The sequence below is a fragment of the Streptomyces sp. NPDC002032 genome (genome assembly GCF_042890765.1).
Taxonomy (GTDB): domain Bacteria; phylum Actinomycetota; class Actinomycetes; order Streptomycetales; family Streptomycetaceae; genus Streptomyces.
Map to the genome: position 1 here is coordinate 1 of NZ_JBIASM010000025.1, position 22904 is coordinate 22904.

Here is a 22904-nt window from a genome sequence, read left to right on the forward strand (position 1 = left end):
GAGCCGGGGCCGGCCCTTCGGGCCGGAGTCCTACGCTTCGCTCCGGACAGGTTCGGGGCCTCGCTTCGCTCGGTCCCGAACGGCCCGCTCCGCGGGCCTGTGTGACCCCGTTTCACGGGGTCCGGGCCTTCGGCCCGTTGGGTGGGTCCGCTCCGCTCCCCCTCCCGGGCCCTTCCGGCTCCGCCTCCAGGACCAGCCCGCTCCGCGGGCGCCAGCAGCAGTGTCAGTGGTGCCGGTTAGCGTCTCCCCTTGACGGGGTCGGCAGCGAAGCATCCAGCACTGGAAACCCAACGGCGGAAACCTCCCAGCCTGCACGGGGGCGGCTACGGCCTAACCGGCGACCGGGGCACAAGGGCCATGCAGACGCTTGCCAGCACCGACCCCGTCACCACGCTGATACTCGAAGACCGGCTCCAGAGGCCGGTCCGCTTCGCTCTTCAGCCCGGGGCCACTCTGGCAAACCTCGTTGACGTCCGGGCCTTTGTCGAGGAGGCGGGTAAGTTCGGCAGGGTCGCTGGACTCGACCGCCTGATGGGCGGGCGTCCAAGAGTTTTCGACCATCCGACTCCTCTTCGCTTCCTTCTGGTCGTCAGTCAGTCGAGGAGTGCCGTGGCCGTTTCAAGATCGACTGCTGGATCCGCTGTCGCCTCGACAGCGGCTATGAGCTTGTCGAGCTGGGCCGGGGTCATCTGATGAGCCAGGCCCTGCCGGAGCTGGGTGGCGTCGAAATGGGCGTCCTGGTCGTATCCGTAGAGATCAGCCAGAAGTTCATGAGGCGTGGGGTCCACTGGGCAATCCTCCACAGGGGGCGGGGATCCGGCCGGGGGGGGTGAGCCGAGTCGAGATCGGCCGTACAGGTCACCCGTTCGTTTCGAGGTCCAGGGTACATGCTGCATCAATCTGATGCAGCATGTACCCTTGATGGAAATGAGGGACTGCCTAGGGGCGTCTATGGATCAGGTCAGGACGGCAGATTTCACAGGGTCCTCGCTGGGCCTGCACATCGCTGCGAGGTACGGACTGAGCATCATGGGTCTCGTCTCCTCTCCAGCGGGCGTAGCGCTGGCCGTCTTTGATTCCTTCACAGTTAGGCGTCCTGTGGTAGACGCTCCCGCCTTTGGTGACGTACACCCTTCGGGGAAGCTCCGATCGCACTGTTCGGCAGTGGTCGCACTGGGAGCTGGGCAGGAACATCACTTCGCAGAAGTCTTCGTCCATGGTCCCATTTTCTCAAGCCGATGCCGTCATGGCCATCTCTTATAGGTCACCTCCCGCCCCTGATTCGATCCTTGACGTGGCGCCTGGAACCGTGACCTGAGCCCGTCCGTATTCGTGCCCGTCGAGAGATAGATGTGAGGTTCAATCTCGATGATTCAGCTCCGGGAGCACCAGGTCGATCAGAAGTCGGCGTTTCGGAAATGGGTTGGATTCCCTGCAAGGTCATCTGTACCGGCTCAGGGTGCTCGGGGCACGATCGTCTCCGCGACTGGCTCGGGCAAGACGATCACAGCCGCTGCGTGCGGGCTGGAGTCGTTCGCCGACGGTCGGATCCTCATCACGGTCCCCACGCTGGACCTGCTCGCGCAGACCGCCCAGGCATGGCGGCTGGTCGGCCACCGGGCCCCGATGATCGCCGTGTGCTCGCTGGAGAACGACCCGGTGCTGGGTGAGCTGGGGGTGCGGACCACCACGAACCCGATCCAGCTCGCGCTGTGGGCTGCCTCGGGGCCGGTCGTCGTGTTCGCCACGTACGCCTCCCTGGTGGACCGTGAGGCCATCGACGCACCCGAGAGCCAGCGCAAGGTTCGCGGGCCGCTGGAGGCCGCTCTGGCGGGCGGGGAGCGCCTCTACGGGCAGCGGATGGCAGGCTTCGACCTCGCCATCGTCGACGAAGCGCACGGCACCGCCGGCGACCTCGGACGACCCTGGGCCGCGATCCACGACAACACCCGGATCCCGGCGGACTTCCGGCTCTACCTCACCGCGACCCCGCGCATCCTGGCCGCGGCCCGGCCACAGAAGGGCGCCGACGGCCAGGAACCGGAGATCGCGAGCATGGCCGACGACCCGGACGGAACCTACGGCGCGTGGCTGGCCGAGCTCGGGCTGTCCGAGGCGATCGAGCGCGGCATCCTTGCGGGCTTCGAGATCGACGTCCTGGAGATCCGCGACCCCTCCCCCGTCCTCGGGGAGTCCGAGGAGGCGCAGCGGGGCCGGCGGCTGGCGCTGCTGCAGGCCGCGCTCCTGGAGCACGCCGCGGCGTACAACCTGCGTACGGTCATGACCTTCCACCAGAAGGTCGAGGAGGCGGCCGCGTTCGCGGAGAAGCTGCCGGAGACGGCGGCCGAGCTGTACGTCACCGATGCCTCCGATGCCGATCTGGCGGCCGCGGAGAAGCTGCCGAAGTCGTCGATCGACGCGGAGTTCTACGAACTGGAGGCCGGCCGCCACGTCCCGCCGGACCGGGTCTGGTCGGCGTGGCTGTGCGGGGACCACCTCGTCACCGAGCGACGCGAGGTCCTGCGACAGTTCGCCAACGGCATCGACGCCGACAACCGGCGCGTACACCGGGCGTTCCTCGCCTCCGTACGCGTCCTGGGCGAAGGCGTCGACATCACCGGCGAACGCGGTGTCGAGGCGATCTGCTTCGCCGACACCCGCGGCTCCCAGGTCGAAATCGTCCAGAACATCGGCCGCGCGCTCCGCCTCAACAAGGACGGATCCACGAAGATCGCCCGGATCATCGTGCCCGTCTTCCTTGAGCCCGGCGAGGACCCGACCGACATGGTCGCCAGTGCCAGCTTCCGCCCCCTTGTAGCCGTCCTCCAGGGCCTGCGCAGTCATGACGACCGCCTCGTCGAGCAGCTCGCCTCCCGCGCCCTCACCAGCGGCAAGCGCAAGACCCACCTGCGGCGCGACGAGGACGGGCAGATCATCGGCGCCAGCGGCGAGGACGAGGACCAGGAGGACGGCGCCGACGCAGCAGCCGAGTCGGCGCTGCTCCACTTCTCCAGCCCGCGCGACGCCGCCACCATCGCCGCGTTCCTGCGCACACGCGTCTACCGGCCCGAGTCCTTGGTGTGGCTGGAGGGCTACCAGGCCCTGATCCGCTGGCGGAAGGAGAACGAGATCACCGGCCTCTACGCCGTCCCGTACGACACAGAGACCGAGGTCGGCGTCACCAAGAACTTCCCTCTGGGGCGGTGGGTGCACCAGCAGCGCAAGGCCCTGCGCGCCGGGGAGCTGGAAGACCGGCGCAAGACCCTGCTGGACGCGCCGGAGGCCGGGATGGTCTGGGAGCCCGGCGAGGAAGCCTGGGAGAACAAGCTCGCCGTACTCCGCTCGTACCGGCGGGCCACCGGGCACCTCGCGCCCCGACAGGACGCCATGTGGGGCGAGGACGACACGATGGCGCCCATCGGACAGCACATGGCCAACCTCCGCCGCAAGGGTGCGAAGAACGGCCTGGGCAAGAACCCGGACCGGGCGGCGGAGCGCGCGGCGCAGCTGACCGCGATCGACAAGGACTGGGACTGCCCGTGGCCACTGGACTGGCAGCGGTACTACCGCGTGCTCGCGGACCTGGTCGACGCCGACGGCGTCCTGCCCCACATCGCGCCGGGCGTCCTGTGGGACGGCGACGACATCGGACGGTGGCTCCAACAGCAGAAGCAACCGGCCACCTGGGCGCGGCTGCTGCCCGAACAGCAGGAACGACTGACCGCGCTGGGCGTGCAACCCGACCAGACGCCGCTTCCCGCCCCTTCGGCCGGTCGCGGGGCGAAGGGGCCGAGCAAGGCGCAGCAGGCGTTCCAGCGGGGCCTGGCGGCCCTCACGCAGTGGGTGGAGCGGGAAGGCGCCCACCGGCCCGTCCCGAGGGCCCACGGGGAGGAGATCGCGGTCGAAGGTGAGGCCGAACCGGTCGTCGTGAAGCTGGGCGTGTGGGTCTCCAACACCAAAACCCGGCGCGACAAACTCACCACCGACCAACACGCCGCCCTCAAGGAACTGGGCGTGGACTGGGCCTGACACGCCAACGCCGGTCCGGGCGCGAAGCGCGCTGTGTCAGCCGCGGAGGGTGCGGAAGAAGGCACGGATGTCGTCTGCGAAGAGGTCGGGGACCTCGAAGGCGGGGAAGTGTCCGCCTTCGGCGTGTTCGCGGAAGAAGACACTACTGCCCTCTGGGGGTCCGAGGACCTTGCGGACCAGGGGGTCGCTGTAGAACAGCGAGGAGGCCATGGGCACCCCGCTGGTGCTGCCCCAGCCGGGGTTGTCGGCGTGGGCGAGCTCCCAGTAGAAGTCGCCCGCCGCCGGCCCCGTCCGGGTGAACCAGTACAGGCTCGCCGTGATCAGGACGTTGTCGCGGCTGATCGGGGTGGCGGGGTTCGCCCACTGCACGAACTTCTCCGCGATCCAGGCCAGCTGCAGGACCGGCGAGTCCGTCAGACCCGCGGCCAGGGCGTTGGGCAGGGTCTGCTGCAGCACCTTGTAGCCCTTGAGCTGCCCCCAACTGCGCTGCGCTGCTTCCAGGCCGGCGAGCTCCTGCGGGGTCAGGCCGTCGGGTACCGGAAGGTCCTCGCCGGCCATGCCGAGCTGGAGCCGGTCGCCGTGGGTGTGCGCGCCGATCACCCGCTCGGGCATCAGCGTCGTCACCCGCCCGGTCACGCCGGCCCCGATGTCGCCGCCCTCCACACCGAAGCGCTCGTAACCCAGGCGGGTCATCAGCTCGCCGAAGGCCAGCGCGGTGCGCTCCAGGTTCCAGCCGCGCGCCGACAGGGGGCTGGAGAACGCGAAGCCGGGCAGCGAGGGGATGACGACGTGGAACGCATCGGCCGGGTCGTGGCCGTGGGCACGGGGGTCGGTGAGCGGGCCGCTGGCCTCGAGGAACTCCACGAACGACGTCGGGTAGCTGTGGTTGAGCAGCAGGGGTGTGGCGTCCGGCTCCGGGGAGCGCAGGTGCAGGAAGTGGATGGTCTGCCCGTCGATCTCGGTCGTGAACTGCGGAAAGCTGTTCAACCGGGCCTCATGGGTGCGCCAGTCGAACCCGTCGGCCCAGTACTCGGCCAGCTCGCGCAGGTACCCGGACGGGATGCCGTGGTCCCACTCCGTATCGGCCCCCGGCACCGGGTAAGGCGAACGGGTACGAGCGAGGCGATCATGGAGGTCATCGAGATCGGCCTGCGGGATCTGGATCTGGAAAGGCCTGATGTCAGCGCACATGATCGCCACGTTATGCGGTGAGCAGAACCGTGCCACGGACCGCGATCGCGCAGGCGGACGGCATCACGCGACCGGCCCAAGCCTAACCGCATCCGCCGGGGCGGACCGGGCCGGCAGGAGCTGGCCTGGTCCAAGGGCGCGCGGATCGTCTTCGCCTCCAGGGGACGGTCGCCAACCGGTACATCGACTGTTCTCCACCGTTGCGATGTCTCGTGAGACGCGTCTGGAATGCCGATCTAGGGGTTCCCGCATGCGTCGGCGCGAGGCTGAGAGGTTCGGGTGTGAACGCCGCTGAGACGGTGCAGGGATCAGGGGGTTGGGCGGGCGATCGCTCGCGTGACGATCAAGAGGGGATGAGGGTCATGAGTGAATCGCAAGCCGACGAGGTACCGGCCGCTGAGCCGGTCGTGTTGACGCTGCATCAGGTGGCGTCGTGGATCGGAACGGGCGCCAATGAGCCGGTGACCGCTGCTGAGATCACCGACGCGCTCGGGGAGGAGGGCCTGGGCCGGGTCGCGGGCGCGCTCGGGAAGGGTCCCGCGGAGGCTGCGGCGTATCTGGCTGATCGGCTTCCTCGGGTTACCGACGCAGCGACGCCGGACGGGTCGATGACGCGTGTTCTTCGTCAGGGCACCGTTGGCGATGACGTGCTGCTGGTCCTGTTCTCCGAGGTTCCCGACGAAGTCGAACTCGCTGAGCCCCCGGAGGGGCTCTCCTTCGGGATTGACCCCCTGCCGTCAGGGCAGGCACCGGTGCTCAACCTCCGATGATCTCGGCCGGTACGGTGCGGTGCTCGCTGAAGGCGACCACCGCACCGTGGCCGGCAGGTTCCTCATGGAGGGCCGCGTTGTGGCGTAGGCCCCGTTCATCGTGGCTCGGCTGACCCCCGGCCTCCTTGTGGAGGCTCTCTCCTTCATCAGCTATCCGTCACTCGTTGCAATCAGACATCCGCAAGCTATGGAGAGATCACCTGCCTGAGAGTGACCTTCAGCGGCGCGTACCCGTCCACGATCTCCCGAGCGCGGTCCACGACGAGGGGCCACCGGATCCGTTCACGCGCCATACCGGTACATGTACCCCTCCGCGCCGCCGGCCCCCCCCGGGATACGGATAGACCTCTCCCCTCGGCTATCGCGAGGTAAGAGGTGTCGTTTTCTGAAAGGGGCTTGCCCACGGCATCTGACCTGCACGAATGCAAGATCACCAGATTCGGGGGGTCCCACTCACGGTCACACCTACGGTCCCCCGCCTAGTACAACCGTGCAGACAACCCTCCAGCCCCCTTCCGGTGCAACCATCCCGCGGAGGATCAGCGGGAGGGCTCCCAGGCTTCTGGGCCGGCGCCTCGCCACTCCACGAAGTCGGGGTCGGTGAGGTCCACATCGTCAGCGTTCTCCAGCCCGGCGGCCGCGAGGAAGACCCGGATGTCGGCAGGCCGGTGCGCGACCCCGATGGCGACGCCGTCGTAGCGCACCCGGCGCCAGCCCTGTTTCTCCAGACTTTGATGTGTCTCATGAGACACACGGTCACTGAGATCGTTCCATCCTGATTCCGCAGGTCGCAGGGCTGGTGTGGGCCGGGAGTGACGGGCTCGCGCCGTTCAGGAGCGTGATCGTTGCGGGGAGATCATCAGTCATCTCTGGACTTCGGTGTTGGCGAGGATGAGGAGGGCTCGCAGGAGGATTTGAGTGCAGTTCCATGAGCATGCGGCCTGGGAGCGGAGTCGGAGCTGGCGGGGGCGTGAGCGCTTTGCCTCCCCCCTTGATCATTCCGGTGTGGCTAGGTGCATGATGTGCCTGGACATAGGGGGGACGCATGACGCAGACCACGCCGCCGAGATGGGGGCTGACATCGCCGGGGGCTCCTGGGGATCCGGGTGTGCCGCCGCAGGGGTTCATGCCCGTGCGGCCCCCGGACGGCGGGAACGGTGCGGTGTTCACCGTCGGGGCTGTGGCAGTCGGGGCTGAGGCCGTGATCGCCGCGCTGGTCGCCGTCCTGATCGTCTTGCAGTCCGAGTTTCACGGAGGTGAAGGCGGCCTCGGATGGCTGTTCGGCACCATATTCGCGCTCGTACTGCTGGCAGTCATGTCGGTGATCGCAGGGCTGGCCGGTTCGGCGATGGCGGTGCTTCCCCTCGTCCTCCTCGGGCGTGCGGTGGCCCGTCGTACGGGCCGGCGCGACAGCTGGCAGCTCACCCTGGCCACTGTGGCGGTCGTTGCCGTCGCCCTGGCGCTGGTCATCGGCTCCTGCACGCTCCTGGCCGGCTTCGGCGGACTGCTCGTTTATCCCGTCCTTGCCCTCAGCCTCATCGTCGGGCTGGCACCCGCGACCCTGTGCGCCCGGGCGGCGGGGAACCCCGGAAAGCCCGGGGCCCGCTGGCGGGTGCTCGGGGGCGTGGCGCTGGGCGGTCTGGGGCTGCTCGTGGTGACGCTTGCGGTCGGGGTCGCGGCGTACAGCTCGGGGATCCTCAAGATCTACGAACCGCCCCAGCTCACTGAGGCCGACATGGTCGGCACCTGGACGGACGGCGGCGGCGGAAGCCTCCGCTTCGAGGCGGACGGCACGGTGACGGCAAAGGGCGTCATCAAGTACGAGGCCACAGGTGAGCAGTCCGGTGCCTCCAATTGCACCGGGACATGGCAGCTAACCGAGAACGAGGGTGACCGGCCGTTCGAGCTCAGCATCTCGAACTGCGAGAGCCTGTCCTTCGGCTGGGACATCGGCGGTACGAAGGAACACCCGACGGTCTTCACCTGGATCGGCGAGCCGGATGCGGGTGAGCGGTACATCCTTACGCGGCAGCGGTAAGCCATCCGGGGCTGAGGTCTCGGGCCCGGCCCGGACGGTCGAGCGAGATCACAGGCGCCCGCCACGACAAGATCACCGCCCATCTCCGCGAAGCCGGCCTCGGTTCCCTGGCCGACCTCGGTTTCATCGGCCTGGACGACCAACCAGAGACCGACCCGGTGATCATCACCGGCCGCAAGGCCACCAACAACCACAAAGTCACTCACGCGGAGAAGGAAGCGAACCGCCTGCTCAACCGCGAACGCGCCGCCGTCGAGCGCGGCTTCGCCAACCTCAAGTCCTGGCGCATCCTCGCCAAGGTCCGCATGAACTCCCGCCACGCGACCGCCCTCCTGCGAGCCCTCCTCTTCCTCGCCAACACCGAAGTCCAGAGGTGACCGATGATCTCCCCGCAACGATCACGCTCCTGACCGGTGCGAGCCCGTCACTCCCGGCCCACACCATCCCTGTGACCTGCGGAATCAGGATGGAACGATCTCACTCACTCGTAGCGTGTCCGCGGCTCAGCGGGATGGGGATCACCGTGGCTGAACGGCCGATGGCGTGCTCACGCAACGATGCATTCTCCGCGAGAAGCGTCATGATGACGGCGGCCGCGGCGTCGACCTGGTCCTGGAAGGTGTGACACTCCTCGCGGCTCTTGCGCAGTTTTCTGCGCAGTGCGGCGAGCTCCGATGTGTGCTGGTGCCGCAGGGTGCCAGCCGGACTGCTGGCGATGCGGCCGTCCCACTCGGTGAGGATCTCGGTCGCCCGGTTCATGGTGGCCCCGCTGACGCCGGCCTCGCGGCAGAGGTTGTTCTTCGTGAGTTTGCCGTCGGTGCGCTCAGGTTGGCCGGAGAGGAGCCGCTCCATGGCATCCCGCAGGGCCTGCTGGGTCTTGGCGGAGGTCATTGTCCGGCCTTCTTGAGCATCAGGTTGATCTCGCCCAGCTGGGTGTCGAGCAGAACCCGGCGGTTGGTGGGGAGCTGGGGATCGGCTCGCAGCCGGTTCAGGGAGGTGCGTTCGGCCGTCCAGATCGGTAGGTGTTCTGGCCCGATGATGCTGTTGGCGCATCGGGAGGGTTGGCAGCGGTCGAGCGGAGGATCGCCGCCGAAGGCTACGGGGCACACGGAATCTCCCCCAGATGAGACATTCCTCGACGTCTGGAGAACCCTGCTCGTCGGGCGGGTAGACGATCAGCTTCGCGGACATGCGCCCAGCCTGTTCCCGTCGCACCCCACTAGCGCCCGGCCGCGCGCGAACGGGTGAGGCGGCAGTTCACGGCCACCAGCGAAAAGCCCCACCGGCGGCTTCGGCCCCGGAGTACGTTCGGACGCACGGGGTGCGGCCCTGGCCACCAGGGCCGCGACGGGGGCCGCACCCCGACAGAGCTTGCCGACCATGCGACACCCCCCGGCCTGGGATCCCTCGTGCGAGTGGACGGGGGCCGCCGGCGAACCGGTCCGGTCCCAACGCCGTCGCAGGGCTCATGAAGCCGATCGACGAGCAGCACATCGCGGAGCCCGGCCTGGTGGTCCTGGACATCACCGGCGGGGACGAGGACACCGTCCGGGCCGTCATGGCCGCGCTGGACGAGCACTGGGCCACATCGGGTGTCGGCCCGGTGCGACGGGATCCCGGGGAGCCCGGCGTCCGGGCCCGGATCTACGCCGACGTCCTGCGCCCGGGACGGCACAGCCCGTGAGTGGAGCCTGGGCAAGCCCTTCGTGAAGGGCTTGCCCAGGGTCGCCTAAGGCTTGCCCTGACGCTCAGGCTTCTTCGTCCTTCACCCCCCACACGGGATACGCCCGCCCGGTGCCATGGCAGTGGCGGCACGATCCGTCGCCTCCGCAGGAGCCATGCGCGTTGATGTTGTCGACGGCATCGCGCAGGAGCCGGGCGAGGCCGTCGACGTGACCGGCGTGGAGGTCGATCTGGTGGCGCTTGCCGACCATGATCTCCAGCGCGGTCCCGGGCGTGGCATTGCCCAGTTCGTAGGTGATGTCGCGGGTGATCGTCGTGATCAGTTTGTGGAGCCGGCTCGTCGTCTCCCCGCCGGACAGCTCCACTCGCGCGGTGAAGGCGATGTCGTCGGGCTGGGTGAGGGAGAGGAACGCGTCGGGGTGGTCGAAGGGTACGAGTCGGCCGACGGGCTCGCCGTGGGCCCCGTTGAAAGAGGCAAGGGCATGCCACATGTCTCCCGGGAGGCTCGGCACGAGCCCGGCGTAGGACTGCGTGTTGCGTCTCATGGCTCCGGTGTATGGCCGGCGCGGCGGCCTCGGCCGGCTCCGGGCCGCCGCGTCCCAGACGGTGCTGCCACGACCTTGGGAGGCGTCCCGTCCTGCGGCCCGGACGCTGGGCAAGCCCTCCGCGGCGAGGGCTTACCCAGCAGGGAACGTGACCGGTCAACGCGGCCGAGCGTGACCGATCCGACGCCCGCCATCGGTCAAACAGCACGACGGCGCCGTGACCGGTCCACGCAACTCCCAGCCGAGACGGTGACCGGTCATCGGTCAGCCAGCCCCTCGCCGGGAAGACCGCGGTGGCTGTGACCGATGCCGCCTGCCCCGGAGTGCCTCCGGGGCAGGGTGGGCAAGCCGCACTCGCGGGTGGCTGCCTAGGCTCCCCTTGGGCTTGCCCAGCACCAGTCAGCGGCCGACCGCTTCGGGGTAGCGGGCGCGGCGCTCGTGCGGGTCGTCGACGCCGATCTCGTACCAGGGCTCGCCGCCCTGGAGGCTGGGCAGGGTGTTGGCCCACGCCGCGATGGTGATGCCCTTCACGGCGGCGGTGAGCGCCTGGAGGCGGTTGTCGAGGAGGTGTTCGGCCTTGCCCGCCAGGACGACGTGCAGCCGCGGGAAGGTGGTGGAGCGGGTGTAGCGGTGGCGCTGCCAGAACGGGTACGTCCCGCCGGTGGTGCCGCGGGCTCCCTCCCAGACGCGGTGCCCGGCGTAGCGCTCGTAGTCCCAGACTTCGTTCGCGAGGCGGGCCTGGGACATGGTTCCATTGTCGAGTTCGAAGAGGCGGACCTCGCTGGTCTTGGTCGGCACGGCGAGGACGGCGTCGGTGTTGAAGGACAGGCCGGTCTGCTTGATGGCGTGGTTGACCTCCACCTGCCAGTCGGACAGGAACTCCCGGCGACCGCGCAGGACGGTGTCGGCGTAGGCGAGGATCGTGTCGGTCACCGCGAGACCGTGCGGGCCGAACCCGGCGCCGACAGCCTTCGCTCCGGTGCCGGCCTTCGGTCGGGGAGGCAGCTCGTTGCCGTCGGCGAGAGCCTTCTGCCCTGCCGGGGTGAGGTTCCAGATCCGGTGCTTGCCGTCCTTGCCGTTCGTCTCCGCCAGCCCGAGTTTCTCCAGTTCCACCATCGCCCTGCGCACGTACGACCGTCCGTCCGACTCCTCCCCCGTGATCACCTGAGCCATCTGCCGAACCGCGGCTATCCCTACACACCCCAGCATCCTCAGAGCATCGGCCCGTACCTTCCCGGCCGTGGGAGTGGACTTCTTCCCCTTCGCTGCTGTCTCAGGGTTAGGGAGAGAGGTGTCAGCGCGCCGAGCGGCCCCCTGACGGGCGGTGTGAGCTGCGGTTGTCGGCACGACGTTGAAATCGTTCACGGCACTGGACGCGGCACCGGCTTCCGGACCGTCTGCGGGGCTCTCAGCACCCCTTGACCAGGTCGGGCCCGGCTCCGGCTCTGGCTGCCGGGCGCTGCTGGCGTACGCCATCGTTCAGGCTCCTCGCGGGTGGCGCGGGACTCCGGGCAGAGTCCCGCATTCACCTGCTACAGGTGCCGCCGAAGCCGATCGTGTGACGCCCGTTATCGAGCCGTGATCATGTGGTGGGCGCGGCGCAGAGCTCGGAGACGATCGTGAACGACGTCGTCACCATCGGCACCGCCATGGCCGGCGGCACACCCGAAAGGCGGTGACCACATGGTCTCCTCACAGGTCTCCCCGGCCGCTGCCGTGTAGGCGGCGGCCGGGGAGCGGAACCCCTAGACCGGGCCGAACCAGGTACAGGGTTCACCCGGCGGGCAGCTCCACCCCCGGTCGTCCAGACCGTCCGAGGCGGACGGGTCCGCAACGGCGGAGCCGAAGGTGGATTTAGGCGGGGGTTCCTCCATCAGGTAGCCAACTTTGCTGGGGTCCTCCTCAAGGTGGTAGACACCCACTGCCTTCAGGAAGGGCTGGTACGTGTCCCATCGGCGCTCCACCGTCCCCAGCACGGGTAGGTTGAGCCGGGCCCCGCGATCCGCAGCGCCCGCTTCGGATGTGTTGTACATGCTGCCTCCTTTCCCTCGCCGACCGCGGCGGAAGGACCCGCCGCTGACATGAGGCCCTCACCTGAACAGGGCGCCAATGGCCTTCGCGGCCAGAGGGATCAGCCAGGCGAAGTCCGCCTCGACGCCGCCGCTCACGGTGCCCGCGGCCTGCGGGGCCGCCGGGGTGCGGTTGACCGCCGGCGCCTGGAGGGGCGTCTGCAGGACGCCCGACGGGGCCGCCCGGGTTGTGAAGTCTTCATTCATGTCCGTGTTGTCCTTCCCTTTCGGTGCCAGGGGCTAGTACATGCCCCAGGGCAGGACTCCTTCCCTGGGGACCAACCGTTGCCAGTCGATCTTGAAATTCGCCTCGGCGCCCGGCGAATCGGCACCAACGCGTGCCGGAGCGGCGGGGGTGCGGTCGACCGCCGGCGCCTGGACGGGCGTCTGCAGGACGCCCGACGGGGCCGCCCGGGTTGAGAAGTCTTCATTCATGTCCGCGTCCTTTCCTACGGTTCCGATGAACTAAGTCCGACCGGAGAGCCAGGCGTCCAAGATGCCCTTAGCTCCATGGCCGATGAGTGTCCAGGGCATTTCCCAGTTGGCCTCCGCGCCCGGTGTGTCGCTGTCGGCGCGCGCCGGGGCGGCGTGGCTCCGGTCGACCCCAGGCACCTGGAACGGCGTCCGCAGGGTGGCGGACGACGCCGCACTCTGGGGGATCTCACTGTTCATCCCGGCGTCCTCTCAGGACGGTGCAGCGGTGGCAGGGGACCCAGACGCCCGCCACCGCTGCGACGGATGCTGCATGACGGTCTCTAGAAGAGGACCTTCTTCGCGATGTTCCAGATGTCGCCCAGGCCGAAGTTGGCCTCGACTCCGTCGACTCCTTCGCCGGAGCCCTTGGGCCCGGCCGGGTCGCGGTCGATGGCGGGGGTCTGGAACGGCGTCCGCGGAGTGCCGTATGGAGCCGGCCTCTCCTCACGCCGCGCAAATGGCTCGTTCATCTTTCTCACCTTTCACCTGGTGACTGGCCGACGGGCGGTTCCCGCCGGAGGCTTCCCTCGTTGTCCTGCTTCCTGTGCGGGGTGCTCAGAGCGCTTGGGCTCGCTGCGCATAACACATCTGCCGCGCAGGTCCCCAGAGCTCCGCGCAGCCGGAGCGGGCCGCCTCGACACCGTGGCCGTCGTGCCGCTCCTGCGGCTCTTGTGACGGTTCGCGCGAGACCGGCGGTGCCTGAAGGGGGAGTGAGGAGGATGCTGGGGTTCTGGTCTGGTTCATGGGGGCTCCTTGGTTCGAGCCGGCAGTCAGACCCTGCCGATGAACGTGTGGACCGGAGCGAGGCTGACGGGCAGGTCGTCGCTCACGTCGAAGGTGAACAGGTACGACACCGGCGCCCGCTGGTCGTTCTCCGGGTCGAAGAAGGTCAAGGTGACGTCCTGGCAGTCCGAGCCGGGGCGGCAGAAGGGACTCTTGGAGACGCTGACGGTGTCCAGCGAGTAGAAGTTGTTGTTCTTGCCAGGGACGTGCTCTGCGGAGAGGATGCCGTCCTGGATCTCGGCACCGACCAGGAACGCATTGGTGCCCGCCGCGTTCAGCGCTCGGTCGCCGGAGCTCTGGCCAAGGTTGCGGAACTTCCAGTAGATCTTGTCCAGCAGGGCGCGCACGGTGTGCCTGAGGAACGTTCCCTTCTCTCCGGCGAACTCATTGCGGACCTTCGCCTCGGCAGCGGCCTGTGCCGCCGCGTTCTCCCCGGCCTCCTTGCGCGCCTCCCTCACCTTGATGTTGACCACTGCCTCAAAGACGGAGTCGACCAGCAGTGTCTCGTTCCAGGTGAACAGGCCGCGGCTCTTTACCTCGACCACGGGGACAACCTGTCCCGAGAACAGCCGGACGGTACGGTCGGTGAGGACTCCGGGTATCGATACCCGGGAGACGAAGTCGAGGTCCTCCTTATCCTTGGCCTGTCCGAGGAGGGCGTCCCGGAAGGTTCGGTAGACGAAGGAGACCGGCGGGTAGGAGAGGGTCTCGAGGAGTTTGGTGAGCTGTTTGGAATCGCCTGCAGCGCCGGCTGCGAGACCGTGCACCTGCTCTGCGGACGCCTTGGGGTTCTCGATGATCGGCCGGGTCCAGTCCATGCCTACCGGTGTCTCCGCCTCAAGGGCGTAGAGCGGGGTTGCGTCCGCGTTGAGCGTCCAGGTCAGTTTGTCCGAGGCCCATGGGTTCTTGCTCAGGTAGGCGTGCAGCTGCTGGGGGTCGTAGACGTTCGGTTGGACCTCCTGTTCTGGGTGGCCCGACGTCGCCGGAACGACGATGTTCGGCATCTGCTGACGGAAGCTGTCCCGGCGGGCCTCGGTCTGGAAGTCGAACCCGATGGTGCCGATCGCGTAGATCAACTGCTTCCCGGGGAGGGGAGTCGGGACGGGCGGGGTGGCACCGCCTGCACCGGGATGCCCGCAGGTACCGCCGCATCCGGCGCAGGACGGGCAGACGCCGATGCTCGCGGGGTAGGCGGCAGGTGCCGTATAGGCCGCGGGCGCGGCATAGGCGTGGGGCGCGGCGGGGGCCGCGTAGACCGGGGACGCGGCGGGTGTGGCGTAGGCGGCAGGTGCGGCGCTGGGTTGGACTCCAGCCTGCATCCCGGGCTGCATCGCCGGAGGGGCGGGCGGCAGGGGCGGCGGCGCGGGCCACGGGTCCGGGGAGGGGGCTGCGGGGACCGGCGCGTCACCGGGAGCCGGCGCCTGGGCCGGTGCGCCCTGTGACGAGGCGGTCTGCGCTGCCGGCACCGGGGTTCCGGCGCCCGCGGGCGCCTGGGACATGGCTGCGGGTGCGGCCTCGGAGGGTTCCTCAACCTGCGCGTTTACGGCGTGCATGTCCATGACGATGGCTCTCTCTTTCTCTTCGGTGTGCGTCGCGCCGTGAGCGCCGGATGGTGTGCTGCCCATCCCGCTGACCAACGCGATGGCGCCGGCGGCGTGCAGCCTGCCGCCGAGCAGCCTGCGGCACTCGGGTGAGTCGGCCGGGCTGCAGGGCGGACGGATCGCGGACTCGCGTATGGCGCGGCCCGCGGCAAGTGGGTCGGCTTTGCGGCCCTCGGCCAGCTGCCGCGCCACCAGGAGCGCAACGACACCGGTCACCGCCGGGGCGGCGAAGCTGCTGCCGGTCAGCGAGGCGAGCGAGCCGCCGGGCGCGGCGCCTTGGATGGCGTGTCCGGGGGCCAGAACTCCGTTCAGGCGGTACGCGGCGCCCCAGTTGTTGATGTCGAGCGGCGCTCCGGCCGCGTCGGCTGCCCCGACGGCGAGCACGGACGGCGTGGCAGCGGGGGCTTGCAGGCAGTCGCACCCATCGTTCCCCACGGCTGCGACCACCAGCACGCCGTTCTGCTCGCACAGCCGGAGCGCCCGCTCCAGCATGCTGTCCGTCGCACCCTCGGGGGTCCGCTCCCCACCGCTGATGTTGATGACGTGGGCTCCTGCCTCCACGGCCTGTTCAACGGCTCGCGCCAGGTCCAGCTGCGGTACGCGCGTTATCCGGCCGTCCGGAGACTCCCGGAACACCGGAAGCAGTAGTCCCGTGCAGCGGGGCACGAGACCGAACACCGATGAACCGGGCTGCCCGAAGAGCAGGCTCGTGACATGTGTGCCGTGCAGCGACATGGGTCCGGGGCCGGCGGGGCCCGACACCAGGGTGGGCATTCGGGTGAGGTTCGATCCCGCGAAACAGGGATGTGCCAGGTCTACCGGGCCGTCGAGGACCGCCACGCGCACCTCGGGGCTGCCGAGGAGCTTCTGCTCCCCTACTGTCCCGCGCAACACCGACCGGATGTCCATGCTGAACCTCCGCGTACCGCAGTATCTCGACGCGCACTGATTCGCTCCGAAGCGGTCCGAAGCGGCCCGGCCGTCGCGTATGACGCGCCAGGCCATGAGGCAGGTGTCCCACGGGCGCGTTTCTGCGTCGTTCCCTCGTCCGAAGGAAAGCGTTTGATGTTCGTTGCACAGGCGTTTCGGAGGTGTCCCGCCCCCCGTTGCAGAAACGTTCCTGCGTCGTGGTTGACTGCATGTGGGCAGCGTGGGGACTGCACAGATTTGGCATGACGGGTAACCGGCTGGTACGTCTCGCCCGGTTGCAGCCAAATGTGCCGTCGCGCAGAGTGAGAGGCGTGTCGCAAGGAGCCCATCTCGAAATCCTGCGGCCCTTCCAAGTCACCTGTGGAGGGCGGCGCGTCGCCGTCTCCCATGCAGCTCAGCGGTTGCTGGCCTTCCTCGCCCTTCACCGCGAGGGCATGGACCGACGTTCGATCGCAGAGCAGTTGTGGCCCGACTGCACCACTTGCCGGGCCGCCGCCAATCTGCGATCCGCGCTTTGCCAGGGCAGAAGGCTGGGTCCAGGCCCCGTCATCGAGAGCGTCGATCGCAGCCTCGCGCTCGCACCCTCCTGCTCAGTCGACTTTCACGAGGCGTGGGGCGCGGCCTGTCGGCTCGTGTCGGGCGACGGCCAGCTCCCCGACGGGGACCGATTGGTGGCAGACCTGAGCCAGGACCTGCTCCCTGGCTGGGACGATGAATGGCTGCTCCTCCCACGCGAACGCTGGGATCAGCTCAGGCTGTACGCCCTGGAGGCACTGGCAAAGCATTTCCAGACCGAGGGCCGCCATCTGTCCGCGTTGCAGACATCACTCGCCGCCGTCTCCATCGATCCGTTCCGCGAGACCCCCCACCGGATTGCCGTCGAGGTCCACCTGGCCGAGGGCAACGTGGCTTCCGCGGTCAAGCGGTACCAGGACTACCGGCGTTTGCTGCAGATGGAGTTGAAGGTTGCCCCGTCGCCTCAGCTAACCCGTCTCGTCCGTGACCTGACACGAACGTAGGCGATCGGAGGCGGTGGACCGCACACCCGCTGACTGGGCGATTGCATGGCCCAGTCAGGAGACCGGACGGCGGAGGCGATCCGTGCGACCCGAACGATCACCGGCCTCAGCCTTTGAAACAGCAAGCTCCCGCTGGACAGTGCGCCCGTCGCGGTCACAGAACCCGACTGGCTTGAAGCCGCCCAGGACGCGGCCGGTGTCCTTGAGGCCGCAGGTGCCCACGCGACAGTGCTTTGCGACTGGTGCGACCGCACCATCACGCGAGAGGCCAGCCCGCTTGATCCTGCCCGTGTAGTGGGCCATGGCCATTGAAGTGGGCCTCCAACTGGAAGGCGCGCTAGCCGGCCAGGGCGAGGAGCAGCATGGCAGCCTGACCGACCCACAGCTTGTCGGCGGATCCGGCTCCTGACGCGCGGTCACGCGCCGAACCTCGCAGCGGGGTGCTAACGGCGTTAGCACCCCGGACGATCTTGAGCCCGCGCAGGCTAATCGCTGCGCGGGCTCAGACTGGGTCCCCGGGCTACTCGTTGCCGTGCGCAGCCAGAAGGCGCTCCAGGAGGACTTCCCGCTGGGCGGCGTCCATCCTTTCGAAGACGAGGTCGGCAACCTTGTGCCCGTCGTCCCAAGGCGCCTGCGCCTGAGGACTGGCCGGCTGTGGGATGCGCACTGCGTCGGCATCGACGATTTCGGGATCCGTCGACGCCGATACGTCTTCAGCGGTCCGCGAGGTGAGTGCGGGGTCGGCACCAGACGCCGTGGGCGGGGTGCTAACGGCGTTAGCACCCGCGTCGGCCGGGCTCTGCTTGCGCTGCTTCGCCCGAGCGCGCTTTTCGAAGGCTTCTTCGACCGCCTCCTGCTGCTGCTGAGCAGGTAGCTGCCCGACGTTCCGTGCGATCTCCACCGGGAGGCTGCGGTCCTCGACTGCGGCCTGGAGCTCGGGCGTCAGCTTCAGCAGGGCGATCCTCTGCGTCACCCATGGGCTGGACTTTCCCAGGGCGCGCGCGACGGCACGCTGGGAGCCGTGGACGGCCACGAGGCGCTCAAGGGCCTTCGCCTCGTCGAGCGGGTCCAGGTTCTCGTGCTGGACGGCTGCGGTGAGGGCCGTCTCAAGCAGAGTGTCCGCGCTCTCCGCGAGGGAGTCGTCCACGTGAACCGGTACGTCGTCCAGCCCCGCGAGGCGTGCGGCCGCCAGGCGCCTGTTGCCGTCCACGACGACGAACGCGGCACGGCCGAGGTCGGCCTGGCCCGGGTGGGCCTCGAGGAACGCCATCCTGGTGACGATGGTGAGGGGTTGGATCACCCCCCGCGAGGCGAGACTGTCCGCGAGATCTTCGACGGAGCGGAGTTCCACCCGCGGGTTGTACGGATTGTGGGCCAGCGCCTCCAAAGCGACCCGGAGGGTGTCCTGCCGTGCGACTGGCTGCTCCTGCTCCTGGCCCGAGAACCGGGCGAAGCTGGCGGCCCGGCTGCTCATAGGCTGGGCGACCGCGTTGAACGTGGGGGAGTCTCCCAGCATGTCTGCCTTGCTCACGAGAGCTTCACCCCTCGGGCGATCTGCCGCATCTGGTGCGCCTGCTCGCAGTCGGGTGCGTAATCCAGCAGACCGCGCTGCTTGCGGACGGCTTCGCGCTGTTCCTTGACGTCGGGGATGACGGCGAGGACGGGGGGTGTGCCGAGGCTCTTCCACTTTTCCAGGGAGGAGGTGGCGATGTAGCCACGGCGGCTGTCGAACTTGTTGACGACGAGGCCGAGCTGGTTGATGACGAGGTCGAAGTCCCTGGAGAGGGAGTCGATCTGCTGGATCAGCATTCCGTAGGCCTGCGCGGAGGTGTCTTCAGCCTCCACGGGGATGACGAGTCCGGATGCGCCGGGCTTCTCGTCGTCGCGCTGGCGCCCGTAGGTGAGGGCTGCGTCCATGGCGAGTCCGAGGCTGGGCGGGGAGTCCACGACGATGACGTCGAAGTGGTCTTCGAGGGGAGCCAGAGCGCGCTCGAGAGCGGCCTCTCGGGGTCCACGGAAGACGGTGAGGCCGGAGTCGAGGAGAAAAGCCTCGAACGCGGCCGGCAGGATGCGCAGCCGGCCACCGAAGCGGTCTCCGTCTATGGCGACGGTCAGGTCCAGCAGGGGCTGCTCTGCCTGTGCGCGGTGGAGCATGTGTGTGATCAGGCTTTCCTCACCGGCCGGGGTGGCGGTGAGGCCGAGCTGGTGGGTGAGGTGTCCCTGGGGGTCGTAGTCGACCAGGAGGACCCGCAGGCCGTCTTCGGCGAGGGCCTGGGCGAGGCCGGCGGATACGGCCGTTTTGCCGACGCCGCCCTTCTGGTTGCAGACGATGAAGCGGCGGGTGGCGTGCTGGGCTTCGGCCGGGTTGTTGTCCAGCCAGAGGGCTACGGCTTGCGCCAGGCCCTGGATGTAGGAGACGCCTCGCTCGCGGCAGTCGGCCTTGAAGTCCTCGTAGAGGCCTTCGGGCAGATAGGTCCCGAAGGAGTCGGCCCTGGCGGTGTTGACGGTGGGAAGCTCGTCGGTGCAGGCACGCCAGGCTTCGATGCCTGCGGCTACGGCGTCCTGCATGTCGGTCTGGAGCTGCGCTGCGCGGACCTTGAGAGCCTGCTGGAGATGAGCGGGCATTTTGGAGACGAGCTTCTCCCGCTCCTCTCCTGGATTCGGAGATGACATGCACGGCAGCATACTGCCGTCTGCGCCAATCTCGATGATCCAATAGGCGCGTTTTGCCGATTTTCTACGGTAGTTCCTCCAGGAGTGCTAACGGCGTTAGCACTCGCTGGGGTGCTAACGCCGTTAGCACCCCCTCAATCCGCCCGACGCTTCGCGGAACGGCTACGCAAGGCGCGGCCCCCGCGTCAGCATGAACTCATGCCAAAAACCCTGAAGTTCACTGGTGAAGAGAAGAACATGACACTCGACGAGCTCGAGCTGTTCGTGAAGGCAGCCCGCGCTGCCGAGGCGCCCGGCGACAGCAACGTCAGCGCCGTCGTGAGCACCAGCGGCAAGATCAACGAGATAGAGGTCGAGCTCGACTCCTAGCTCCTGCGACAGGTTCGCCGCCACTCGCCGAACGCGAGAGGCCCGGCTCTCCTCGCCGACGAGCGTGGGGGAGCCGGGGCCTTATGTGTCAGGGCGCCCGCGGCGCGGGAGCCGTGGCGGTCGCGCTCCCGCCCCCCGCGACGGCCATGGCGAGCAGCACGGTGACGTCGTTGCCATGAGGGTTGATGTAGCTGTCGTGGTCGCTGACGTCGAACGTGGCTTCCTCCACGGTGACGGTGAAGCCGGGGCGGACGAGGGCGGCGCGGCCTGTCAGTTCGGTGTTGAGGCGGTCGGCGTCGCGGGAGGCCAGCCAGGTCTGGCTGTAAGGGCCGAGGCGCAGCAGGGTGTAGCCGGGCCCGTCGGGGCGGCGGGCTTCGACGTAGACGCCGTAGTGGGCGGGGGCCATGCCGACGTCGTCGGGGAGCGGCAGGTTCGCGGCGGCGTGGGTCTCGCAGCGCAGCCAGCCCCGGTCGGTGTAGCCGATGTCGTGGCCGTGGCGGCAGGCCGCGGCGATCGGGGCGTCGGGGTGGACCAGAGCAACGGCGATCGTCTCGGTGCCGTGGTCGTCGCCAGGGCGGGGATGCGCACGCTCGATGAAGGGGCCGACCCGCACGGCGATGTCTCGGCCGCTGTCCGGCGTCCACGGTTCCGGGGGAGCGTACGGCGGCGAGCATCGCGCGGAACTCGTCGACGACGGCCTGGTCCTCGGGGGTGCGGGCGCCGGGGGTGGGGCCGCAGCGGCGGAAGCGTCGAATCATCGGGCGGTCTCCTGTCCGGCGTGGGTGGCGGGCGTCTTGAGGACTCGGGGCAGATGGACGTGCAGGTGCTCGATGACGACCTCGCGGCCGCGGGCGCGGAGTTCGCGGGCGCGGAGTTCGCGGGCGCGGAGTTCGGTGAGTCCGGAAGCCCTGTGCCTACCTCCTGCACAGCCGATGGCGATGTGGCTGGGGCCGGCGGGGAGGTCGGCGTAGTCGGCGAGGTTGGCGAGCAACTCGCGGGCGCCGGGGGTCTTCAGGACGACGTCCTGGACACAGGGGTTGAGGCCGTCGAGGTCGAGGATGTCGCGGGCAGCGGCCGGGTCGCGGAGCCGGGCACGGACGTCTTCGATCCGGTCGGCGGCGGGCGGAACGGGCGAGCCGTCCGGGCCGGTGGACAGGTGGAGGTAGCCGAACGAGGTCAGACGGATCGGGCGCATGAAGGGGGCCTCCAGATTGCTGGTGAGGAGCGGAGCGGCGGAGCGCCGCCCCGGGCCAGGAAGGCCGGGGCGGCGCTCCGGGGGGGGCTCGTCAGGAGTTGGGGGCCTCGGCCACACTGATGATCCGGCGTGGTCGAACGCCAGCTCGTCGGGCAGCTCGTCCAGGGGCCACCAGCGGGCGGTGCGGGCGTCGTCACCGGCGGTGGCCTGCGTGCCGTCAGGGACGACGGCCATGTAGGCGAAAGTGACGTAGTGGCCGCGCGGGTCCCGGTCGAGCTGGTCCCAGACGCCGATCTGGTGCAGGGCGCCGACGGGGACGTGGACGCCGGTCTCTTCGGCAAGTTCGCGGGCTGCGGCCACGTACGGCGCTTCGCCGGCGTCGACGTGACCGCCCGGCAGCGCCCAGGCGCCTTCGAAGGGGGGCCAGCCGCGCTCGATCAGCAGGACGTGGCCGCTAGGGGTGACGGCGACCACGTCCGCGGTGTACTGGACGGTCTCGGGCTCGGTCATGTTCGCCTCTCGGTTAGGGGTGGGTGGTGTCGGTGACGACGAGGAACTGGTCGCTGGCGAGGTCCATGACGACGCAGGCGTTGGTGCCCTGGGCGCGCTGGGCGGCGGCGTATTCGTCGGCGGGCCAGGAGCCGCAGGGGTGGCCGGCGGGGAAGCGCTCCAGGACGGTGCGTGGCTGCGCGGCGGTGGCCATCAGGCGTCGCGGCCGTTCACGCGCTCGTCGATGTCGATGAGGGTGGCGATGGCGTCCGGGTTGTCGGCCAGGCCGACCCACCGGCCGCGGACGGTGAAGACGGGGACCCGGTCGCTCTCTCCGTCAAAGACGACGACGTAGTCGGCGTACCGGTCGAGGAGCATGTCGCTCAGGACCGGGATGAGCGCGGTGTCCAGGACCTCCAGGGGATCGACGGTGAGGTGGGCTTCCCCGTCCGGCGCCTGCGGCCGGACCAGGGTGCCGGTGACACGCAACAGGTCGCCGGGCTGTATGCCGGTCAGCAGCGCGTGGGTGATCCTGGGGTCGCCGCTGGTGCAGGAGACGACCGTGCCGGGCGCGTCGTCGGCGAGGGTGTCGATGTCGGCGGGCCGGACGATCAGGTCGAAGGTGGCCGTGTCCGAGCGACGGCCGGGGGCGGGGATCGCGTCGACCCAGCCGTCGACGGCGCAGTGCTTGGTGTCCATCAGCTGGCCTCCGCCAAGGCCTTGGTGGGGCGAGGGGAGCGGGGTCGGTGGGTGCGCTGCGCGAGCACCAGGAGCTCGCAGTTGCGCTTCTGCTCCGCAGGCGTGAGGGGCCGGGCTTTCGAGGCGCCGTGGCGGTGCCACAGGGGAGAGGCCGGCGGTTCTGGGTAGGCGAGCGCGCCTTCCGGGGGAAGCCCATGATCATCGGGGCGCCCGCGCCCATGAAGGCCGACCGTCCTGGCAGCGGCTACCGACCCGGTCCGGCATTCGGCCGTCCCCACCGGGCCGGTGGAGCGCTGACCCGGGAACCGCGCCGCGGCTGAGGGACTACCGTTTCTCGGCCACGACAG

The 22904-nt window shown here is 69.1% G+C and carries 25 protein-coding genes; 7 read left to right on the top strand and 18 right to left on the bottom strand.

The features are described 5' to 3' along the window. Window positions 1-593: 593 nt before the first annotated feature. Window positions 594-788, bottom strand: a complete 195-nt coding sequence (locus ACFYYT_RS33800) for a hypothetical protein (protein WP_351826686.1) — start codon at window positions 786-788, stop codon at window positions 594-596. A gap of 580 nt (window positions 789-1368) precedes the next feature. On the opposite strand from ACFYYT_RS33800, the gene ACFYYT_RS33805 reads away from it, so the two are divergent. Beyond that, window positions 1369-4029, top strand: a complete 2661-nt coding sequence (locus ACFYYT_RS33805) for a Helicase associated domain protein (protein ID WP_351826687.1) — start codon at window positions 1369-1371, stop codon at window positions 4027-4029. A gap of 36 nt (window positions 4030-4065) precedes the next feature. Here ACFYYT_RS33805 and ACFYYT_RS33810 read toward each other — a convergent pair whose 3' ends face one another. After that, on the bottom strand, window positions 4066-5220 hold the full coding sequence (locus ACFYYT_RS33810) for an epoxide hydrolase (protein WP_351826688.1): 1155 nt from the start codon (window positions 5218-5220) through the stop codon (window positions 4066-4068). Between the two features lie 362 nt (window positions 5221-5582). On the opposite strand from ACFYYT_RS33810, the gene ACFYYT_RS33815 reads away from it, so the two are divergent. Next, on the top strand, window positions 5583-5990 hold the full coding sequence (locus ACFYYT_RS33815; RefSeq protein ID WP_351826689.1) for a YidB family protein: 408 nt from the start codon (window positions 5583-5585) through the stop codon (window positions 5988-5990). A gap of 539 nt (window positions 5991-6529) precedes the next feature. Here ACFYYT_RS33815 and ACFYYT_RS33820 read toward each other — a convergent pair. After that, window positions 6530-6742, bottom strand: a complete 213-nt coding sequence (locus tag ACFYYT_RS33820) for a hypothetical protein (protein WP_351826690.1) — start codon at window positions 6740-6742, stop codon at window positions 6530-6532. Between the two features lie 428 nt (window positions 6743-7170). On the opposite strand from ACFYYT_RS33820, the gene ACFYYT_RS33825 reads away from it, so the two are divergent. Continuing rightward, window positions 7171-8028, top strand: a complete 858-nt coding sequence (locus ACFYYT_RS33825) for a hypothetical protein (RefSeq protein WP_351826691.1) — start codon at window positions 7171-7173, stop codon at window positions 8026-8028. An 11-nt stretch (window positions 8029-8039) separates the two neighbouring features. After that, a complete protein-coding gene (locus tag ACFYYT_RS33830) occupies window positions 8040-8405 on the top strand; it encodes a transposase family protein (protein ID WP_351826723.1) in 366 nt (121 codons plus the stop codon). 100 nt (window positions 8406-8505) lie between these two features. Here the strand turns inward: ACFYYT_RS33830 and ACFYYT_RS33835 are convergent, their stop codons facing one another. Both ACFYYT_RS33835 and ACFYYT_RS33840 read right to left on the bottom strand, forming a co-directional pair. Next, window positions 8506-8919: a hypothetical protein gene (locus ACFYYT_RS33835; RefSeq protein WP_351826692.1), complete on the bottom strand. Its 414-nt coding sequence runs from the start codon at window positions 8917-8919 to the stop codon at window positions 8506-8508. Next, window positions 8916-9137 carry a hypothetical protein gene (locus ACFYYT_RS33840; RefSeq protein WP_351826693.1) on the bottom strand — a complete coding sequence of 74 codons (222 nt, stop codon included), beginning with the start codon at window positions 9135-9137 and terminating at the stop codon, window positions 8916-8918. The genes ACFYYT_RS33835 and ACFYYT_RS33840 overlap by 4 nt, the downstream gene beginning before the upstream one ends. Window positions 9138-9496: 359 nt before the next feature. Here ACFYYT_RS33840 and ACFYYT_RS33845 point away from each other — a divergent pair, with 359 nt between their 5' ends. Then, window positions 9497-9712: a DUF6207 family protein gene (locus ACFYYT_RS33845; RefSeq protein ID WP_351826694.1), complete on the top strand. Its 216-nt coding sequence runs from the start codon at window positions 9497-9499 to the stop codon at window positions 9710-9712. Between the two features lie 64 nt (window positions 9713-9776). Here the strand turns inward: ACFYYT_RS33845 and ACFYYT_RS33850 are convergent, their stop codons facing one another. From ACFYYT_RS33850 to ACFYYT_RS33880, 7 genes are all read right to left on the bottom strand, one after another. Further along, entirely contained in the window at window positions 9777-10256 is a 480-nt protein-coding gene (locus tag ACFYYT_RS33850; protein ID WP_351826695.1) for a hypothetical protein, read from the bottom strand. A gap of 399 nt (window positions 10257-10655) precedes the next feature. Then, on the bottom strand, window positions 10656-11732 hold the full coding sequence (locus ACFYYT_RS33855; protein WP_351826696.1) for a replication-relaxation family protein: 1077 nt from the start codon (window positions 11730-11732) through the stop codon (window positions 10656-10658). 269 nt (window positions 11733-12001) lie between these two features. Then, a complete protein-coding gene (locus ACFYYT_RS33860; protein WP_351826697.1) occupies window positions 12002-12289 on the bottom strand; it encodes a hypothetical protein in 288 nt (95 codons plus the stop codon). 57 nt (window positions 12290-12346) lie between these two features. Beyond that, on the bottom strand, window positions 12347-12532 hold the full coding sequence (locus ACFYYT_RS33865) for a hypothetical protein (protein ID WP_351826698.1): 186 nt from the start codon (window positions 12530-12532) through the stop codon (window positions 12347-12349). A gap of 33 nt (window positions 12533-12565) precedes the next feature. Then, a complete protein-coding gene (locus tag ACFYYT_RS33870) occupies window positions 12566-12760 on the bottom strand; it encodes a hypothetical protein (protein WP_351826699.1) in 195 nt (64 codons plus the stop codon). A gap of 320 nt (window positions 12761-13080) precedes the next feature. Continuing rightward, window positions 13081-13269, bottom strand: coding sequence for a hypothetical protein (locus tag ACFYYT_RS33875; RefSeq protein ID WP_351826700.1), 189 nt, complete (start codon window positions 13267-13269; stop codon window positions 13081-13083). A gap of 300 nt (window positions 13270-13569) precedes the next feature. Beyond that, window positions 13570-16092, bottom strand: a complete 2523-nt coding sequence (locus ACFYYT_RS33880; RefSeq protein ID WP_351826701.1) for a S8 family serine peptidase — start codon at window positions 16090-16092, stop codon at window positions 13570-13572. Window positions 16093-16424: 332 nt separating this feature from the next. Here ACFYYT_RS33880 and ACFYYT_RS33885 point away from each other — a divergent pair, with 332 nt between their 5' ends. Beyond that, entirely contained in the window at window positions 16425-17132 is a 708-nt protein-coding gene (locus ACFYYT_RS33885) for a BTAD domain-containing putative transcriptional regulator (RefSeq protein ID WP_351826702.1), read from the top strand. Window positions 17133-17652: 520 nt separating this feature from the next. Here the strand turns inward: ACFYYT_RS33885 and ACFYYT_RS33890 are convergent. Together ACFYYT_RS33890 and ACFYYT_RS33895 are read right to left on the bottom strand one after the other, a co-directional pair. Further along, entirely contained in the window at window positions 17653-18663 is a 1011-nt protein-coding gene (locus tag ACFYYT_RS33890; RefSeq protein WP_351826703.1) for a ParB/RepB/Spo0J family partition protein, read from the bottom strand. After that, window positions 18660-19805 (bottom strand): ParA family protein, encoded by a 1146-nt coding sequence (locus ACFYYT_RS33895; protein WP_351826704.1) that lies wholly within the window; start codon window positions 19803-19805, stop codon window positions 18660-18662. The genes ACFYYT_RS33890 and ACFYYT_RS33895 overlap by 4 nt, the downstream gene beginning before the upstream one ends. A gap of 237 nt (window positions 19806-20042) precedes the next feature. Here ACFYYT_RS33895 and ACFYYT_RS33900 point away from each other — a divergent pair, with 237 nt between their 5' ends. Further along, a complete protein-coding gene (locus ACFYYT_RS33900; RefSeq protein WP_351826705.1) occupies window positions 20043-20174 on the top strand; it encodes a hypothetical protein in 132 nt (43 codons plus the stop codon). An 88-nt stretch (window positions 20175-20262) separates the two neighbouring features. On the opposite strand, the gene ACFYYT_RS33905 is transcribed toward ACFYYT_RS33900, so the two are convergent. The 4 genes from ACFYYT_RS33905 to ACFYYT_RS33920 all read right to left on the bottom strand — a co-directional run bounded on the left by ACFYYT_RS33905 (window position 20263) and on the right by ACFYYT_RS33920 (window position 22557). Beyond that, window positions 20263-20787 (bottom strand): hypothetical protein, encoded by a 525-nt coding sequence (locus ACFYYT_RS33905; RefSeq protein ID WP_351826706.1) that lies wholly within the window; start codon window positions 20785-20787, stop codon window positions 20263-20265. Window positions 20788-20928: 141 nt separating this feature from the next. Next, a complete protein-coding gene (locus ACFYYT_RS33910) occupies window positions 20929-21879 on the bottom strand; it encodes an NUDIX domain-containing protein (protein ID WP_351826707.1) in 951 nt (316 codons plus the stop codon). Between the two features lie 13 nt (window positions 21880-21892). Next, window positions 21893-22072 (bottom strand): hypothetical protein, encoded by a 180-nt coding sequence (locus tag ACFYYT_RS33915; protein WP_351826708.1) that lies wholly within the window; start codon window positions 22070-22072, stop codon window positions 21893-21895. Further along, on the bottom strand, window positions 22072-22557 hold the full coding sequence (locus ACFYYT_RS33920; RefSeq protein WP_351826709.1) for a hypothetical protein: 486 nt from the start codon (window positions 22555-22557) through the stop codon (window positions 22072-22074). The genes ACFYYT_RS33915 and ACFYYT_RS33920 overlap by 1 nt, the downstream gene beginning before the upstream one ends. Window positions 22558-22904: the final 347 nt, after the last annotated feature.

Coding starts and splice junctions, on each gene's coding strand:
- ACFYYT_RS33915 (WP_351826708.1), bottom strand. CDS start 22,072: ATGGCCACCGCCGCGCAGCCACGCACCGTCCTGGAGCGCTTCCCCGCC.
- ACFYYT_RS33815 (WP_351826689.1), top strand. CDS start 5,583: ATGAGTGAATCGCAAGCCGACGAGGTACCGGCCGCTGAGCCGGTCGTG.
- ACFYYT_RS33875 (WP_351826700.1), bottom strand. CDS start 13,269: ATGAACGAGCCATTTGCGCGGCGTGAGGAGAGGCCGGCTCCATACGGC.
- ACFYYT_RS33805 (WP_351826687.1), top strand. CDS start 1,369: ATGATTCAGCTCCGGGAGCACCAGGTCGATCAGAAGTCGGCGTTTCGG.
- ACFYYT_RS33810 (WP_351826688.1), bottom strand. CDS start 5,220: ATGTGCGCTGACATCAGGCCTTTCCAGATCCAGATCCCGCAGGCCGAT.
- ACFYYT_RS33855 (WP_351826696.1), bottom strand. CDS start 11,732: ATGGCGTACGCCAGCAGCGCCCGGCAGCCAGAGCCGGAGCCGGGCCCG.
- ACFYYT_RS33860 (WP_351826697.1), bottom strand. CDS start 12,289: ATGTACAACACATCCGAAGCGGGCGCTGCGGATCGCGGGGCCCGGCTC.
- ACFYYT_RS33900 (WP_351826705.1), top strand. CDS start 20,043: ATGACACTCGACGAGCTCGAGCTGTTCGTGAAGGCAGCCCGCGCTGCC.
- ACFYYT_RS33880 (WP_351826701.1), bottom strand. CDS start 16,092: ATGGACATCCGGTCGGTGTTGCGCGGGACAGTAGGGGAGCAGAAGCTC.
- ACFYYT_RS33845 (WP_351826694.1), top strand. CDS start 9,497: ATGAAGCCGATCGACGAGCAGCACATCGCGGAGCCCGGCCTGGTGGTC.
- ACFYYT_RS33895 (WP_351826704.1), bottom strand. CDS start 19,805: ATGTCATCTCCGAATCCAGGAGAGGAGCGGGAGAAGCTCGTCTCCAAA.
- ACFYYT_RS33850 (WP_351826695.1), bottom strand. CDS start 10,256: ATGAGACGCAACACGCAGTCCTACGCCGGGCTCGTGCCGAGCCTCCCG.
- ACFYYT_RS33865 (WP_351826698.1), bottom strand. CDS start 12,532: ATGAATGAAGACTTCACAACCCGGGCGGCCCCGTCGGGCGTCCTGCAG.
- ACFYYT_RS33835 (WP_351826692.1), bottom strand. CDS start 8,919: ATGACCTCCGCCAAGACCCAGCAGGCCCTGCGGGATGCCATGGAGCGG.
- ACFYYT_RS33910 (WP_351826707.1), bottom strand. CDS start 21,879: ATGACCGAGCCCGAGACCGTCCAGTACACCGCGGACGTGGTCGCCGTC.
- ACFYYT_RS33870 (WP_351826699.1), bottom strand. CDS start 12,760: ATGAATGAAGACTTCTCAACCCGGGCGGCCCCGTCGGGCGTCCTGCAG.
- ACFYYT_RS33920 (WP_351826709.1), bottom strand. CDS start 22,557: ATGGACACCAAGCACTGCGCCGTCGACGGCTGGGTCGACGCGATCCCC.